A 16,332-nucleotide genomic window follows, 5' to 3' on the forward strand; every position below is an offset into this window, starting at 1 on the left:
GGCATGAAATGATGTGGCCCATGCCTGTCGCGGGAAAAGTCATCGCCGTCACCGGTGGCGCTCGGGGAATCGGCTTGGCCACCGCGAACCTTCTACACAGATTGGGCGCCGAGGTCGCCATCGGGGATATCGACGAAACGGCGATCAACGAGACGGGTGCCGGCCTGGAATTCCACCGCCGGTTGGACGTGACGGACCGCCAGTCCTTCACCGAGTTTCTCGATGCGGTCGAGGACCGGCTCGGGCCGATCGATGTCTTGGTGAACAACGCCGGTGTGATCGCGGTGGGCAGCGCCGTCGAGGAGTCCGACGCCGCCACCAGACGGCTGCTGGACGTCAACATCTACGGGGTGATCCTGGGCACCAAACTTGCGTCCCAACGGATGCTGCCCCGCGGTCGCGGCCACGTCATCAACATCGCGTCCCTGGGCGGCCTACTACCGACGGCCGGCATTGCCACCTATTGCGCCACCAAGCATGCCGTGCTCGGATTCACCGACACTGTCCGGCTGGAAAACCGCGGCAGCGGCGTCCATTTCTCCGCGGTGCTGCCGACATTGACGAACACCGAGATGATCGCCGGCGTCGGACACGCGAAGGGTTTCCGCAACGCCGAGCCCGACGACGTCGCCAGGGCGGTCGCTGGTCTGATCGTCAAACCGAAAGCGCGCGTGTTGGTTCCGCGCTCGGTAGGAGCCGCGGTGGCCGTTCAGAGGTTCCTGCCGCAACGGCTGGCTGAGGCGCTTGGTCGCACCCTGGGTACCGAGCGGGTGTTCACCGCCGTCGACGTCGGGCAGCGCACCGGGTATGCGAAACGGGCGGGGACGTGCTGATCAGTGGATGTCGAAGTCGGCGGGCTCAGGTTCCCGCAATAATTCGCGGTGACGATCTGGCGTCCACGGGAACAACTCCGGCAGCCCGTCCTTGCCCAAGTACCAACTGTTACAGCCGGTCACCCAGATCGTCTGTGGCATCGCGGCTTTCATGCTCTCGTTGTAGTCCTTGGTGGCGACTTCGGTCGGTGCGGCGGCACGGATGTTTCCATCCCGGATCTGGTTGATCCACCACATCGCGTAGTCGGCCTGATCCTCGGCGATCGGCACCAACGACTGGTTGCCGATCGGCGAGTGCGGACCCATCAGCATGAACATGTTCGGGAAGCCCGGGACAGCCACCGACCGGTATGCCCGTGGTCCATCGGCCCAAGCCTCATCGAGAGTGAGCCCGCCCTCGCCGATCACCTGTAGCGGACGCACGTAGGCGCGGGCGTCGAAGCCGGTGGCGTAGACGAGCAGATCCAGCTCGCGCAGTGTGCCGTCGGCGGTGACGACACCGCGCGGCTCGATGTGGTCGATCGCCTCGGTAACCACCTCGACACCCGGCTGCTGCACGGATCGGTAGAAGTGGCCCGCAAAGATCAGCCGCTTGCACATCGGCTGGTCCTTCGGGGTGAGCTTGGCTCGCAACGCCGGGTCGCGCACCGACAGCCGCAGATTCCATCGGCACTGAGCCTGAAATAGTCTGCGCTGGAAGCCGGGACGGATCGGTGCCCGGCCGAACATGAACCGCACGTACGCGCCCCAGAACCGGTACGGCAGATCGTTTAACCGCGGCCAGCGGCGCAACGCCGCCCCGGTCAGCGCGGAGTAGCGCAGGTTGGGCATCGGGCAGATCCACTGCGCGGTGCGCTGAAACACGGTCAGCTGCTGGACCCTGCCACCGAGTTCCGCGGTGATCTGCACGCCCGTCGAACCCGTTCCGATGAGCCCAATCCGCTTGTCCGCCAGCGAAATCGAGTGATCCCAGCGCGACGAGTGAAAGGCTGGGCCGGCGAAGGTCTCCCGGCCCGGAATGTCCGGATAGCGGGGCACCCGCAGCACGCCGGTCGCGGTGATCAGCACGTCGAACGCCTCTTCGCCGTCGGCGGTGGTAAGCCGCCAGCGTCCGTCGTCGTATCGTGCCGACGTGACGTCGGTGCCGAAGCGGATGTGCGGACGGATGACCCGCTCGTCGGCCACCTGCCGGAAATAGGCCTGGATCTCCGGGCCCGGCGGCAGCAGATGCGACCAATTCGGGTTGGGCCGAAACGAATAGGAGTAGTACCGCGACGGCACGTCGCAGGTGAGTCCCGGATAGGTGTTGTCGCGCCAAGTTCCGCCGACGTCGTCGGCCTTCTCGAAAATGGTGTACGAGTCGATGCCGGCCTGCTGGAGCTTGACCGCCATGCACAGACCGGACATGCCGGCGCCGATGATCGCGATCTTCACGGGGCGTTTGTCCGCGATGTCAACCACCAGAATCTCCAGACGTGGGCTGGCCTGATCCTACGTCGCGTAAGCCGGTCCGCCCCCGCCATCGGGAATTGAGGTAGGCGACTACCCTATTCGCGCTCGCCGCGTCGGCGGAATAGTCGACTGGTCACCAGGGTGCTGCGCACCCGAAACACGACCAGGGAGGCCAGCGAAATGTCGAACGTCGATACCGCCAGGTCGGCACACGAAGCGTTCAGCCGCGGGGATTTGGCCACATTGAAGGAGTCCTACGCCCAAGACGCGGTCTGGGTGTCCTCCGACGAGATTCCGCCCGGCGGGGAGATCCACGGCCGCGACGCCATCATCGAGATGATGGGCCGGCTGCCGGACTACTGGTCCACGGTGAGCGTCGAACCGGACACATACATCGACGGCGGCGACTACGTCGTGGTGCTCGGCACCGTCCGTTTCGGCAACGACAACGGCACCGCCGAATCGCCGTTCGTCAACGTACTGAAGTTCGATGGTGAGGGCAAAACCGTGCGCGGCGAAATCCACTACGACACCGCAAAATTCGTCAAGCTGCAAGCCTGATCACGATGAGCGGGCTCGGCGACCACGCCGTCGTCCTGGGCGCAAGCATGGGCGGGCTGCTCGCCGCCCGCGTTCTGGCCGACTTCTATTCCACCGTCACGGTGGTGGAGCGCGACACTCTGCGACACGACGCCGCGCACCGGCGCGGCGTCCCGCAGAGCCACCATGTTCACGGCCTGCTGAGCACCGGCTCGCGCATACTGGACGAGCTGTTTCCCGAACTGCTCGACGAGCTAGTCACCGCGGGCGCCAATGTCCTGGAGGGCGGCGACGGTACGCGCGTGTGGCTTCGCTTCGCCGGGCATGACCTGAACCGGTCCGGCAGATTCGCCGACCCGGGAGCGGTGACGTCTTTCCTGGCCAGCAGACCGTTTCTGGAGGCTCACGTCCGGGCGCGGTTGCGCAGGTTCGCCAACGTGACCGTGCTCGACGGCCACGACGTGGTCAACCTGTTCGGCGACGGGTCCGGTCGGGTGGCCGGCGCGCTGGTGGCGGATCGCGACACCGGCGAGAACGTCTTCATGGACGCCGATCTCGTCGTCGATGCGACAGGCCGCGCCGCCCGAACGCCGGCGTTTCTGGAGAATTTGGGCTACCGACGCCCGCCCGAGGAACACATCGTGGTCAAGGTGGCCTACGTCAGCCAGCTGTTGCGGATACCGTCGAACACGCTGGACGAAAAGCTGATTCTGGTCGGTCCGGTGCCCGGACGGCCCACCGGCGGCGCACTCTTCGCCTACGAGAACGACACGTGGATGCTGACGTTGGCCGGTCTTAGCGGACACGAGCCCCCCGCCGAAGCGACCGAAATGATTCGCTTTGCCGAGGAGTTCGCCCCGCCACCGATGATCGACGCGATGAAGGCCGCCGAACCGCTGTCCGAGCCGTGCCGCCACCGTTACCCCGCCAGCAAGTGGCGACGCTACGACAAGATGCTGCACTTCCCGGCTGGACTGCTGGTATTCGGAGACGCGATCTGTAGCTTCAATCCGGTGTACGGGCAGGGCATGTCGGTGGCCGCGCTGGAGGCAATCGTGTTGCGCGACTGCCTGCTTCGCGGAGACCAGGACCTGCCGCGCAGGTTTTTCCGCGCGGCCGCCAAACCGATCAAGTCGGTCTGGAAGATGGCTGCGGGTGCGGATCTTGCTCTGCCACAGGCCCAGGGCCGACGTTCGGCGTCGCTGCGACTGTCGAATTGGTACACCGCGCAAGTGCTGGCCGCCGCCACGTCCGATCCCGTCGTCACCGAAGGATTCGTGCGGGTGATGAACCTCGTCGACCCGCCGACGCGGCTGCTGCGGCCCACGGTGGTTGCGCGGATCGCCACCGCGGGCCGGCGTCACGCCCGGGTTGAGGCCGCGGTCCCGGAGCCCGAGTTGGTGGCGGGATAGCTACCTGGCGGACCGAACGCCGTTGAGCAGGCTGACCAATTGGTCACGCCGCTCGATACCCAGTTTGGCGAACGTCCGGTACAGGTGTCCATCCACTGTCCGCACCGACACCGACAGCCGATCGGCGATCTGGCGGTTGGACAAACCGCTCGCCACCAACACCGCGATCTCACGTTCACGGTCGGTGATCGGAAGCGGCCGGGCCGCGGCTTTGACTGCCGGGGTCCGTATTTCGTACTGGCTGGCCAGCCAGTACGCCCGGGTCGAGGATTCCAATTCCTTGCCGCGGCGGCCGCTGCGGTCGTGTTCACGCGCTGCCTGCGCAGCCGCGTCGGCGGCGAGCGCCAGCGCGCCGATCTCGGCGAACCGATCTGCCGCTGCATCCAGCAAGTCGCCGTCGTGACCGGCCAGCCCGCGAGCGTGCGCAGCGATCGCGTCCGCCATTGGGGTGTTGAGCATCTTGGCGAGCTCCCCCAGCCGCGGGGCGTGCGAGCGATCGCCGAACCGGACGGCGGTGTGCAATGCCCGAACCTCGAGAGTGGGCAGCCCGGTTCGCCGCGCGATCTGCGCTGCACGCATCGCATGCAATTGGGCGGCGGTGGTTTCGCCGGCGCATGCCCGTTCCCATGCCCGCGCCAGCTCGAGTTCCGGCAGGAACACCGCTACCTGCGGGCCATAGGCTTGCCGGGATCTGTCCAACGCGGCAGCTGCCGCTACACTGTCGCCGCGGGCTCCTTCGGCCTGCGCCTGCCAAGCCGTCACCAGCATCATCCACGCGGACGGAAAGCCTTGCGACAACGCGGATACCGCGTCGGCGAAAGCCGAACACGCGGAAGGCAATTCGCCGCCGGTGAGGTGCACGAGCCCAACGATCGCAGCCACCATGGCATCTGCGGCCGGAACGCCGGCGGCCATCGCGGCGTAGCGCTCCGTCGCCACTTCGGCGGCCTGCTGATCACCGGCGGAGGTGTGCGCCATCACCTCGGCCAGGCCGAGGGCGAACCGCTGCGGCCCGGACTCGCTGGACGTCGCGGCCCGCAATCCGGCGTCCACGATCGGCCCGACCTCGCCGAACCGGCCCACGCCGGCCAGCGCACATGCTGTCGGCACCGCCGCCCACACCGTCGCCAGCGGAAGCACGCTCGATGTGCACAGGCTCGGGCCCACCTCGACGGTAGTCGCAACGTCGCCGGAGAAGAACGCAAACGAGACCTGCAGGGCCATCGCCATAGCGCCGCTTACCTCGGAATCGACGCGGCCCCTGACGTTTTCGAGTACGCGCTGCGCGGCGTCGGCTCGTCCGCATTGCCAGAATAGGTTCGCCGCGCGCAGACAACCCCACCGCATGGTCAGCAGCTCGTCGCCGCTGTCGGGCTCGAGCCCGGACAGCACCGCCTCGGCTTCGTCACCGCGCCCCTGCCAGCTCAGCGCGTCGGCGAGGACTATGGCGGCCGGCAGACCGCCGCCGCAGTCCAGCGCGAATCGGGCCAGCTCTTCGCCGTAGCCGAGGTTCGACATGGTGACAGCGCTTGCCGCGGCCGTGATGATCACGTCGATGTCCGGTTCCAGGTCGCTTCGCATCATGAATTGCGCCAGCCGGATCTGGCCACGCTGGTCCGGCAATCGCGAGCGCCGTCCGCCGGCGCGGAGATGCTTTTGAAGTGCTTGTGCCAGAAGACCATTGAGTTGTCGCGCCCGAACCACGCCGGCGAGCCGGATTGCCGCGTCACCGAGGACGGGGTGATTCAGCTGCGCCACCGTCTCGGATCCGTCGGCGGTCAGTTGGATCATGCCCCGCCGCTCCAGGCGTGCCACCGCGTCGGCGTCGCACAGCCCGCGCAGGATGTCCCAGTCCAGCAGCTCGCCGGTGGCCAAGATCTCGACGGCTTCCAGCTCTTGCGGAGTCAGGGATCGCAGCCGAAACTCGAGCAAGTCGTAGAGCTCACGGTCCGCGCGGAGCGGACCGTGAAGCTGCCAGCCGTCGTCGGTGTGGACCAGGACGCCGTTTTCGCGGCCGGCGCTGAGCAGTCCGCGCAGCAACAGCAGGTTTCCGCCGCTGCGCGCGTAGAGCTCGTCGACCAATCGCGGCTCGACAGCGTCGCCCAGCACCCGGCGCGCGAGGTCGCCCGTCTGCTGCGGGGTGAACGCGTCGATGTGCAACGTCAGCAACAGCCGCTCTTTCAGCAGCGCCGTCACCGCGTCAAGCACGGGTTCGCCCGACCGGATCGTGACGACCAGGCGCGCGCTGCGGCCCACCACGAGCTGATACACCAACGTGGCCGACAGCGGATCGAGCAACTGGGCATCGTCGACGACGACCACCAGGTTGGTGTCCTTCTCGAGCGTTGCGTGCGCAGCGGCCAGCATCGTGGCGGGCTCATGCGCTGCATCGACGGTGACCGCACGCGAGAATGCGCCTAAGGGCACCGCGCGCCCGGTTTCGCTGCCCAGCACGAAGCGGACCGTCTCGCCCCGCGACTCGACGGCCGCCGCGAGCGCGCGACCCAGCGTCGATTTGCCCACCCCGCTCGCACCGACCAGCGCGACGCCCCGGAATTCCGAGTCGTCGTCGAGTGTCGCCAATGCCTGGCGGAACTCGTCATCACGGGCGACTATCGGCCACTTCGCCGTGGTCCCTGTTTGCACCGGGTACGGACCCTCCTGAGCCACGCGCTGTTGGGGGCAGAGTACGCCGGGCCCAACGCCCCCGCGTGAGTTTGCCCATGCGCGATTGCCCCCGCCGGCCTTCTCGGCATGGTGATGAAAGGCCAAGCGCTGTTCGGAGGCGATCACCGCGGCGGAACCCCCAGGTGGCCGAGCAGTTCGGCGCGGTAGCGCTCGATGTGGGCGACGGGGTCGGTGGGCGACGGGCGGGATGGTCGATGGTCAGACCGTGAATCACCCGGCCGTCCTCGAGGACCAGCACGCGGTCGGCCAGCGCGAGGGCTTCGTCGACGTCGTGGGTGACCAACAGGACACCAAACTCGTGACGGCGCCACATGTCGTGCAGCAAGGCATGCATGGTCAGCCGGGTCAACGCATCGAGCGCGCCGAACGGTTCGTCGAGCAGCAGCAGCCGCGGCTCGGCCACCAGCGCCCGGGCCAATGAAACCCGTTGCGCCTGACCGCCCGACAGCGTCAGCGGCCACGCGTCGCCGCGGTCACCGAGCCCGACGTCGGCAAGCGCCCTCTGGGCGCGCTGCCGAATCTGTGCCGCCGACAGCCTGGTGCGGGTCAGTCCGTAGCCGACATTGGTGCGCACGTCGCGCCAGGGAAACAGCCGCGGCTCCTGGAACGCCAGCGCCGGCGCACCGGCGGTCACGCAATCGCCGGTGTGATCCGTCGACAGCCCCGCCAGCACACGCAGCACTGTGGACTTGCCCGAGCCGCTGCGGCCGACGAGTGCGACGATCTCGCCTCGTCTCACCTGCAATGAGACGTCGACGAGCACGTGACGGCTGCCGTACCACTTGTCCACGTGACGCAGCTGGCCGGCGACATCGGTGCCCGTGCGGCTCGCGGTGGACTCTAAAATAGCTGTCACAGTTGTCCTTTCACTGTCGATAGCGCAGGGCGCGGCGCTCGAAGGAACGGACGATGGCGTCGGTGATGATGCCGAGCAGCGCATAGACGATAAGCCCGAAGATAATGATGTCGATGCGCAAGAAGTCGCGTGCGTTGTTGATCAGAAACCCGATCCCCTTGTCAGCGTTGATCTGTTCGGCCACAATCAATGTCAGCCACGCGATGGCCGCCGTTTGCGCAGCCCCACCAGCACCAGGGGCCGCTGCGCTGGGAACGATGATCCGGCTGAACCGCTGCCAGAACGAAAAGCCAAGCACCTGAGCGGTTTCGAACAGCTTGGTGTCGACCTGGCGGATCGCCGCAAAGCTGTTGAGGTAAAGCGGGAAAGCCACCCCAATGCCACGAGCAGCACCTTGGGCAGCTCGCCGATCCCGAACCACAGGATGAACAACGGGATCAGTCCCAGGTGGGGCAGCGCACGCAGCATCTGCATGGGCGGGTCGATGGTCGCCTCGAACCACCGCGAAAGGCCAACCGCTGCGCCCAGCGCGATGCCGGCCGGCCCGCCCAGCAGCAGACCTTCGATGACCCGCAGCCCGGAGACCTTCAGGGCGTCGACGAGCTGCCCGTTGCCCAGCAGTTCGACGCCCGCCTCGGCGATCAGCGAGGGGGCCGGCAGCACGTCCTGGGATATCACACCAATCGCGCTGCCCAGCTGCCACAGCACAACGAGCGCCACGGGCGACGCGACGCGCAGAATCTCCCATTTACGACGCGCCCACAGCCCTGTGCGGGCCACCCCGGTGTCGATCGGCGCAATGGCGATGCTCACGGTGTCGGCGTCCTCATGGTTGGGGCACAAGCGGATACGACGCAACGCACGGTTGCGACCTCAGACGCTATGTGGCGCCGATCCGATCGGGTAAGGGTTTTCCGCTGGCTGAGCCGATCTCAAGCACTCGCCTCCGCACAACCCCGTACCGTGAACACGTGCCGAGGACCCGCCACACCGACGCCTGCCCGGGTGCATTGCAGGTGCATCAGGCGGCGGACGGCGCGCTGGCGCGGGTGCGGTTGCCCGGCGGGATGATCGACGCCGCCCAGTTGGCGGCGCTGGCCAGCGCTTCCGCCCGGTTCGGCTCCGGCACACTCGAGCTGACCGCTCGGGGCAATGTGCAAATCCGCGGGATCACCGATACCGCGGCAGTCGCCGGTGCGGTGGCCGAGGCCGGTTTGCTGCCGTCGACGACGCACGAGCGGGTCCGCAACATCGTCGCGTCGCCGTTGTCCGGGCGGGTCGGTGGTGTGGTCGACGTGCGCGGGTGGGTCGGTGAGCTGGACGCGGCGATTCAGGCCGAGCCGGCACTGGCGTCGCTGCCGGGCCGGTTCTGGTTCGGCATCGACGACGGCCGTGGCGACGTGTCGGGTCTGGGCTCCGACGTCGGCGTGCAGGTATGTGGGGACGGCGTGGCCCTGCTGCTGGCCGGCCGCGATACCGGTGTCCGGCTTCAGGCCCGTGAGGTCGTGGACAGACTGGTCGGCATTGCGGCGCGCTTTGTCGAGATGCGCGGAAAGGCTTGGCGGGTAGTCGAATTGGCCGATCCGAGGGTGCTGGTGCCAGGCGCCGAACTCGGTGCCCGGTGCGCACCCGTCAGCACGCCTCCGGTGGGCTGGATTTCGCAGGACGACGGCCGGGTCACGCTGGGCGTCGTCGTGCCGTTAGGTGTTTTGCCGGCCCGGGTCGCCGAACACCTGGCCGCCATGGGGACGCCGCTGGTCATCACGCCGTGGCGCTCGGTCCTGGTCTGCGACCTCGACGAGGCGGTCGCCGACGCGACGCTACGGGTGTTGGCGCCGATGGGCCTGGTGTTCGACGAGGCATCGCCGTGGCTTTCGGTCAGCGCCTGCACGGGCAGTCCGGGTTGCGCGCATTCGGCGGCCGACGTGCGTGCCGACGCCGCTTTAGCAGTGCAGGCGGGCGAGGTCGGCGTGAGGCGACATTTCGTCGGGTGTGAGCGGGCCTGTGGCAGCCCGCCCGTCGGCGAGGTGCTGGTTGCCACTGGCGACGGCTACCGGTTGCTCAGGCCTTAGGGTGAGCGGGTGCTCGACTACCTGCGTGACGCCGCCGAGATCTACCGGCAGTCATTCGCGACCATCCGTGCCGAAGCGGATCTGACCCGGTTTCCCGCGGACGTCGAGCAGGTGGTGGTGCGGCTGATCCACACCTGCGGCCAGGTCGACGTCGCCGAGCATGTCGCCTACACCGACGACGTGGTCGCCCGGGCCGGCGCGGCGCTGGCGGACGGCGCGCCGGTGCTGTGCGACTCGTCGATGGTGGCCGCCGGGATCACCAAGGTGGCCGGACCCGTCGTGTCGCTGGTTGCCGATCCTGCCGCCGCGGACCTTGCCGTCAAGCGGGCGACGACGCGCTCGGCCGCCGGGGTGGAGCTGTGGGCGGATCGACTGGGCGGGGCCGTGCTCGCGATCGGCAACGCTCCCACCGCGCTGTTCCGGCTGCTCGAGCTCGTCGACGAGGGCGCGCCGGCGCCGGCCGCGGTGCTGGGCGGGCCGGTCGGCTTCGTCGGGTCCGCGCAGTCCAAGCAGGAGCTGATCGACCGTCCACGCGGGATGTCGTATCTGGTGGTGCGGGGCCGTCGCGGCGGCAGCGCGATGGCCGCGGCCGCCGTCAACGCGATCACGGCCGGTAATGCCTAGGCGCGGCACGCTGTTCGGCGTCGGGCTGGGGCCCGGCGATCCGGAGTTGGTGACGGTCAAGGCGGCCCGGGTGATCGGGCAAGCCGACGTGGTGGCGTATCACAGTGCGCGGCACGGCCGCAGCATCGCGCGCGGTATCGCCTCGGCGTATCTGCGGCCCGGGCAGATCGAGGAGCACCTGGTTTATCCGGTGACCACCGAGACCACCGATCATCCCGGCGGTTATGCCGGTGCGCTCGAGGACTTCTACGTCGAGGCCACTTCGCGCATCGCTGAGCATCTGGACGCCGGCCGCGACGTGGCGCTGCTGGCCGAGGGCGATCCGCTGTTCTACAGCTCCTACATGCATCTGCACACCCGGCTGACCGAGCGGTTCGACGCGGTGATCGTGCCGGGGGTGACATCGGTCAGCGCCGCGTCGGCGGCGATCGCGACGCCGCTGGTGGCCGGTGACGAGGTGCTGTCGGTGTTGCCGGGCACGCTGCCGGTCGCCGAGTTGGCGCGTCGGCTTTCCGACGCCGACGCGGCAGTTGTCTTGAAGCTGGGCCGCTCCTATCCCGCTGTGCGGGAAGCACTTTCGATGGCGGGCCAGCTCGAGGACGCACTGTACGTGGAGCGGGCCAGCACCACTGGGCAGCGGGTACTACCCGCCGGGTCGGTCGATGAGACCAGCGTGCCGTATTTTTCGCTGGCGATGGTGCCGGGTGGTCGCCGTCGTGAATCACGGTGCGGCGGTGTCGCGGTGGTGGGTCTTGGCCCCGGACATTCTCACTGGATGACGCCGGAATGCCGCCGCGAGCTTGACGCCGCCACTGATCTGATCGGCTATGGCCCGTATTTGGCTCGGGTTGCCGTCCGCGACGGTCAGTGCCGTCATGCCAGCGACAACACCGACGAGGTGATGCGGGCACGGTTGGCGTGCTCGTTGGCGGAGCAGGGACGCTCTGTGGCGGTGGTGTCGTCGGGCGATCCGGGTGTGTTCGCGATGGCGACCGCGGTACTCGAGGAAGCCAAGCAGTGGCCGGGCGTGTCGGTGCGGGTGATTCCTGCGATGACCGCGGCGCAGGCGGTGGCCAGTCGGGTCGGCGCGCCGCTGGGTCACGACTACGCGGTGATCTCGCTGTCGGACCGACTCAAGCCGTGGGATGTGATCGCCGCCCGGCTTTCGGCCGCGGCCGCCGCCGACATGGTGCTGGCGATCTACAACCCGGCGTCGAAGAGCCGGACCTGGCAGGTCGCGGCGATGCGGGATCTATTGCTGGAGCATCGTGATCCCGGCACACCGGTGGTGATTGGCCGCGACGTGTCCGGTCCGGCCGAGCGTGTGACCGTCGTGCGATTGGCGGACCTGGACCCGGCCGAGGTGGACATGCGTTGCCTGCTGATCGTCGGCTCGTCGCAAACCCAGTGGTACGCGGATCGCGTCTTCACCCCGCGCCGCTATCCCGCTTGATGGCGAGCAATCCAGGACGGGTCCCGGCCAAGGCGAGCGAGCAGCTTCGACTGGATGTCCGCGTCGTCGTCGATGGCGATAGGGGCCGCGAACATCCCTGATCCACTGATGTCTTCGGACAGCCCCTCGAAAAACATTGCGCACCAACGAGGGTCGAGCCGGTCGTCGGCGCCGACCGCCCGCGCCAGATCCCAAGTGTGCACCAGCACGTCTCGGGTGAGGTGTGGCAACGGCACGTCGATAACCCACTCACGGCCCAACGCTTCCTTCAGCGCGTCGTAGGTCAACTCCCAGCGCCGCTGCGGGTCGTCGCGCGGACGCTCCGGCTTCAGTCCGAGCGGACGAAGCAGCAACACGTCGTGAAAGCCGATCACGTGCTCCAGCACTCCGCGCACGTCCCAGGCGTCGCACGGGGTCGGGCGACCCCATTTCCCGTCGGCCGATAGGATCGCGTCGCCGAACCGTCGGCATACCGCCAAATGCAGCGCACCCGGATCGGTGTCCACTACATCGCCTCGGCCATTGCGATATGCCCTTCGAAGCCAAGCGATGTCGCCATGGCCCGGTAGCGATCGACGAAATCGCGATAGGTGGCCTCATCGGCGCGAGCATCGGCCAACAACGCACGAAGCCGTAGCAGCGCCACGTCATAGAGCACGAATCCGGGCTCGACGGGCACCGCCGCCAGCCGCTCGATCGCGGACTGTGCTTCTTGTAGGTCGGCTTCGGTGCCGCGTTGCAGCAATATTTCGACCAGAGCGGCGACTGCGGCTCCCCAATAAACCAGTGAGCCAGTGGCGATTTCGCGGTCGACCAGGGCACGAAGCATCTCGGTAGCTCCGTCATGATCTCCCGTACGTGCCCGTTGCTTTGCAGTTTCCAATTCGATCACCGGCAACTCGCCCATCATGAAACGCTTTTCTAAGATGGCATCACGAGCCATGGCGAGTAGATGGAAGCCATGGCTACGTTGCGGCTCTTCCGATTGAGCCAGGATGAGGCCACGCAGAAGGCGGGCAGCCGCCAACGCGAAATCGTCGCCGCGCTGTTCCGCCCGGTTGAGCGTCTCGGCGGAGTCCTGGAGGAGCGGGGTGTCGGGGCGCAGCAGCCCATGCAGGGTCCCGAAGTTGTAGACGAACAAGTCGAATACGGCGCGGCCGCCGGGCTGGACCTCACGGCATAGTGCGGCGGCCTGCTGCATTTGGTGCTTCCATGCCGGTTGCCCCAAACACGCCCGCGCGACGGCTTGTGTCATCAGCGCCCATATCAGCGGCGTTTCGATGATGAGATCTCCCATGTGGAAATCGCCGTCGGCCAAATCAATCACGCGCTGCGCCAACCGCACGCACTCGGTTACCTCGCCCACTCTCATTTTTGGGGTCAACGCCGTCCACAGCAGTGCGACCGTCAACGATGGGTCGGCAATCGCCTCCAGCATTGGTTCGAGTTCGCCGGACAGCTGCGACGCTTTGTGAAAGCGCTCGTGGCCAGTGAGTGCCTGTATTTGGCCCGCGATACCAATTGCGAGTGACACTTTGTCATCAGCCTCGGCAGCCATGGTCCGGAGTTCGTCGAATCCGGTGTTGGCGATGTCGCCTCCTGCGCGCCAGGCGGTTGCGCACAGCCGGGCCCGGGGTGCGATGCGCATTGCGGCGCGATCGGGATCGTCGGCGGGCAGCCGGTCGGCTATCCGGCGTGCTCGCTGCCAGCTGGTCCAGGCCGCAGCAATGTCGCGGTACGCCCGCAACCACGTGCCGGCACGCATGTGCCAACTGAACGCTTCGTGTAGGTCCCCGGCGGCTTCAAGATGCTCGGCAATCAGTGGCGCATTTTCGTCGGTCTGCTCGATGGCTGCCGCCAACTTTCGGTGCAACTCGGCACGGTCCGATTTGAGCTGTGATTCGTAGGCCACCGAGCGGATGAGCGGATGACGAAATGCATACTCGGGGCGCGGGCTGAACTTGACCTGGTCGACAAGCTCTGCCTTGACCAGCGTTTCGAGGTTCGGATCAGCGTCCACCGCGGTGAGAAGCTCGACATCGAACGATCCGATCACTGCGGCTGCGTTCAGCGTGCGTTTGGCCGTTGCCTCCAGGCGGTCGATCCGGGCGGCTATGGCCGCTTGCAGGCTGGCCGGCACGTGCACTTCGCCGTGCTCATCCACACATACATATGCCCCGGGCCCGCCGGTGATCACGCCACGATCGGCAAGATCACGGATGATCTGTTCGGCGAAAAACGGGTTTCCGGCGGCCCTCTCAGCGATCTGGTCGGCCAGTGCGGCAACCGAAGGGTCCGACCCCAGTAACTCCTCGATCAACGCCAAAGTTTGCGAATCGTCCAGTGGGGCAAGCGCAATCACTTGCCCGCCCGGGGTCCTAGTGAGCTCGCCGCTGTATTCGGGCCGATATGTGATCAGTACCAGTGAGCCAGTCCGCGGCACCACTGCCAGGAAATCGGCAAGCATGGATTCACTCGCCTGGTCGATCCAGTGCGCGTCCTCGATGACATAGACGCGCGGTGTCGAGCGAGTCAGCGCAGCCGTGTTCATGAGCGCCGTCAGCCTGCGCCGGCGAGCATCGGGCGCGATTTCGGGTAGCTCCGCCGCCTGATCGCGGATGCCGAGCAGATCGTCGAGAAGCACAAGGTCCGCGGAATCGGCGTCCGGAAGTTGGTTTCGCACCTTGGCCCGCGCCGTCGCATCGTCGAGATCCGCCGTTCCCAACACCGCTCGCAATAACCGGGTCACCGCATGGAATGCGACCTCGCTGGTATGAGACTCGCAGTATGTCCAAAAGACCTGCACCCCCTGGCTATCCGCAACCGAAGCCGTTTCGGCGATGATGCGGCTCTTGCCGATGCCGGGTGGGCCGACTACCCCGGCCACACAGCCGTGGCCTGTTGTCGAACGATCCAGCATCGCCGTCAGAGCGGCAAGTTCCCACTCGCGGCCCACCAGTGTCGAGGTATGCGGACCAATGCGCTCGCGGGGTGCCGCCAGTGCCACAAGTCGGCGTGCCGGCACGGGATCGGCGGCGCCCTTGATGGTTACCAGTTCTGGGTCCGCGAGGACGGCGACGTTCTCGACGAGCCGCGCGGTGGACGCACTGAGCATCACGCCGCCGGGAGGCGCCGCGGATTCCATCCGCTGAGCCATACCGACGTGAACTCCCACCGCGGTGTAACCCATGTTGCCCGAACCGATCTCACCGGCAATCACCTCGCCGGAGTTCAGTCCTATTCGCAGCTGCATCGCCAGAGCATCTTTGGCCTCCACCTCCACGGCTAACCGCTTGGCTTCTTCCTGGATATCCAGGGCAGCTGCACAGGCACGAACAGCATGGTCTTCCAAGGACACCGGGGCTCCGAAGATTGCCATGATCCCGTCGCCGGTGAATTTGTCGACGGTGCCGCCGTAGCGCCGCACGACCGTCGAAGTGCGTTGGACGAGCGCGGTCATGATCTCGCGGAGCCGCTCGGCACCCACAGCAGCAGCGATGTCCATTGATCGCACCACATCGGCGAACAACACCGTAACTTGCTTGTACTCGGCGACGCCGGTCCGGGCGGTGAGCGGCGACCCGCACTCGTGGCAGAACTTTGCGTTGATGTTCAGCGCTGCACCGCAGGCCGCGCACGCCAACCCCGTCGAGGTCATGGGACCGCCTCGGCCATCGCCAGCCCGCCGTCGCCGCTCACACGGTTATGGTGACACCCCACACTGCCCTACGCTGGGAAAACGCTGTGGGTCCATTTGTACATACTTTTGGCTATACTCGTCCCATGGCAACTGTTCCACTGGGCGAGGCGCGCAATCATCTTTCGGAATACGTCGCCGACGTTGAGCGGACGCACGAGCGCGTCACGATTACCCGGCATGGGCATGCCGCCGCGGTGTTGATTTCGGCCGACGAACTCGCGTCTATCGAAGAAACACTCGAGGTGTTGCGCACACCGGGCGCCGTGGATGCGATTCAACAGGGCCTCGCGGATGTGGCAGCCGGGCATTTTGTCAGCAACGACGAGATCCGTAGCCGCTACACCGCCCGGTGAGCGACGACGAACCCTACGAAGTCGCCATCACGGCGACCGCTGCACGTGACCTCCAACGCTTGCCCGAGAAAGTGGCGACCGCGTGCGTCGAATTCATCTTCGGCCCCCTCGTAGAGAGCCCGCACAGGTTGGGTAAGCCGTTGCGTAACGACCTTGCGGGTCTGCACTCGGCTCGTCGCGGCGACTACCGCGTTATCTATGTCGTCGACGACCGCAACCGCCGGATCGTGATTCTGCACATCGCTCGCCGTAGCGACGTTTACCGGCTCTGAACCTCTCCGTCGGCAACCCAGGCGACTGCCTCATCGACGGTGCCCACCGTCGTCACGCCCGCCGGTAACGGCGGGCG

The 16,332-nt window shown here is 66.9% G+C and carries 12 protein-coding genes and 2 pseudogenes; 8 read left to right on the forward strand and 6 right to left on the reverse strand.

Going from position 1 to position 16,332, the window contains the following annotated elements; genetic code table 11:
* Nucleotides 1-20 precede the first annotated feature (20 nt).
* Nucleotides 21-833 (forward strand): SDR family oxidoreductase, encoded by an 813-nt coding sequence (locus AWB95_RS03295; RefSeq protein WP_084706914.1) that lies wholly within the window; start codon nucleotides 21-23, stop codon nucleotides 831-833.
* Here the strand turns inward: AWB95_RS03295 and AWB95_RS03300 are convergent, their stop codons facing one another.
* Nucleotides 834-2,285 carry a flavin-containing monooxygenase gene (locus tag AWB95_RS03300; RefSeq protein ID WP_084706915.1) on the reverse strand — a complete coding sequence of 484 codons (1,452 nt, stop codon included), beginning with the start codon at nucleotides 2,283-2,285 and terminating at the stop codon, nucleotides 834-836. It abuts the gene before it with no gap.
* A gap of 180 nt (nucleotides 2,286-2,465) precedes the next feature.
* Between AWB95_RS03300 and AWB95_RS03305 the strand changes: the two genes are divergently transcribed.
* Nucleotides 2,466-2,846, forward strand: coding sequence for a nuclear transport factor 2 family protein (locus AWB95_RS03305; protein ID WP_139818449.1), 381 nt, complete (start codon nucleotides 2,466-2,468; stop codon nucleotides 2,844-2,846).
* A gap of 5 nt (nucleotides 2,847-2,851) precedes the next feature.
* A complete protein-coding gene (locus AWB95_RS03310) occupies nucleotides 2,852-4,237 on the forward strand; it encodes an FAD-dependent oxidoreductase (protein ID WP_062538559.1) in 1,386 nt (461 codons plus the stop codon).
* On the opposite strand, the gene AWB95_RS03315 is transcribed toward AWB95_RS03310, so the two are convergent.
* From AWB95_RS03315 to AWB95_RS03325, 3 genes and pseudogenes are all read right to left on the reverse strand, one after another.
* Complete coding sequence (locus tag AWB95_RS03315; protein ID WP_232315490.1) at nucleotides 4,238-6,883, reverse strand: LuxR family transcriptional regulator; 2,646 nt, start codon at nucleotides 6,881-6,883, stop codon at nucleotides 4,238-4,240.
* Between the two features lie 143 nt (nucleotides 6,884-7,026).
* Nucleotides 7,027-7,781 (reverse strand): annotated as a pseudogene (locus tag AWB95_RS03320) (ABC transporter ATP-binding protein).
* A gap of 10 nt (nucleotides 7,782-7,791) precedes the next feature.
* Nucleotides 7,792-8,594 (reverse strand): annotated as a pseudogene (locus AWB95_RS03325) (ABC transporter permease).
* 158 nt (nucleotides 8,595-8,752) lie between these two features.
* Between AWB95_RS03325 and cobG the strand changes: the two are divergent.
* The 3 genes from cobG to AWB95_RS03340 are packed head-to-tail and all read left to right on the forward strand — an operon-like array spanning nucleotide 8,753 to nucleotide 11,930.
* Nucleotides 8,753-9,853 carry a precorrin-3B synthase gene (gene cobG, locus AWB95_RS03330; RefSeq protein WP_062538560.1) on the forward strand — a complete coding sequence of 367 codons (1,101 nt, stop codon included), beginning with the start codon at nucleotides 8,753-8,755 and terminating at the stop codon, nucleotides 9,851-9,853.
* A gap of 9 nt (nucleotides 9,854-9,862) precedes the next feature.
* The gene (locus tag AWB95_RS03335; protein WP_085167626.1) at nucleotides 9,863-10,477 is read left to right on the forward strand and encodes a precorrin-8X methylmutase; all 615 of its coding nucleotides are present in this window, start codon (nucleotides 9,863-9,865) and stop codon (nucleotides 10,475-10,477) included.
* Nucleotides 10,470-11,930, forward strand: a complete 1,461-nt coding sequence (locus tag AWB95_RS03340) for a precorrin-2 C(20)-methyltransferase (protein WP_062539089.1) — start codon at nucleotides 10,470-10,472, stop codon at nucleotides 11,928-11,930. Before AWB95_RS03335 ends, AWB95_RS03340 begins: the two co-directional genes overlap by 8 nt.
* Here AWB95_RS03340 and AWB95_RS03345 read toward each other — a convergent pair.
* Nucleotides 11,918-12,436 carry a maleylpyruvate isomerase family mycothiol-dependent enzyme gene (locus AWB95_RS03345; RefSeq protein ID WP_232315557.1) on the reverse strand — a complete coding sequence of 173 codons (519 nt, stop codon included), beginning with the start codon at nucleotides 12,434-12,436 and terminating at the stop codon, nucleotides 11,918-11,920. The genes AWB95_RS03340 and AWB95_RS03345 overlap by 13 nt on opposite strands.
* Nucleotides 12,436-15,588: an ATP-binding protein gene (locus AWB95_RS03350; RefSeq protein ID WP_062539090.1), complete on the reverse strand. Its 3,153-nt coding sequence runs from the start codon at nucleotides 15,586-15,588 to the stop codon at nucleotides 12,436-12,438. Before AWB95_RS03350 ends, AWB95_RS03345 begins: the two co-directional genes overlap by 1 nt.
* A 125-nt stretch (nucleotides 15,589-15,713) precedes the next feature.
* Here AWB95_RS03350 and AWB95_RS03355 point away from each other — a divergent pair, with 125 nt between their 5' ends.
* Together AWB95_RS03355 and AWB95_RS03360 are read left to right on the forward strand one after the other, a co-directional pair.
* Nucleotides 15,714-15,983, forward strand: a complete 270-nt coding sequence (locus AWB95_RS03355; protein WP_062539091.1) for a type II toxin-antitoxin system Phd/YefM family antitoxin — start codon at nucleotides 15,714-15,716, stop codon at nucleotides 15,981-15,983.
* Nucleotides 15,980-16,255 carry a type II toxin-antitoxin system RelE family toxin gene (locus AWB95_RS03360; protein ID WP_062539092.1) on the forward strand — a complete coding sequence of 92 codons (276 nt, stop codon included), beginning with the start codon at nucleotides 15,980-15,982 and terminating at the stop codon, nucleotides 16,253-16,255. The genes AWB95_RS03355 and AWB95_RS03360 overlap by 4 nt, the downstream gene beginning before the upstream one ends.
* The last annotated feature ends 77 nt before the right edge of the window (nucleotides 16,256-16,332 follow it).

It is taken from the genome of Mycobacterium celatum, from assembly GCF_002101595.1.
GTDB lineage: Bacteria > Actinomycetota > Actinomycetes > Mycobacteriales > Mycobacteriaceae > Mycobacterium > Mycobacterium celatum.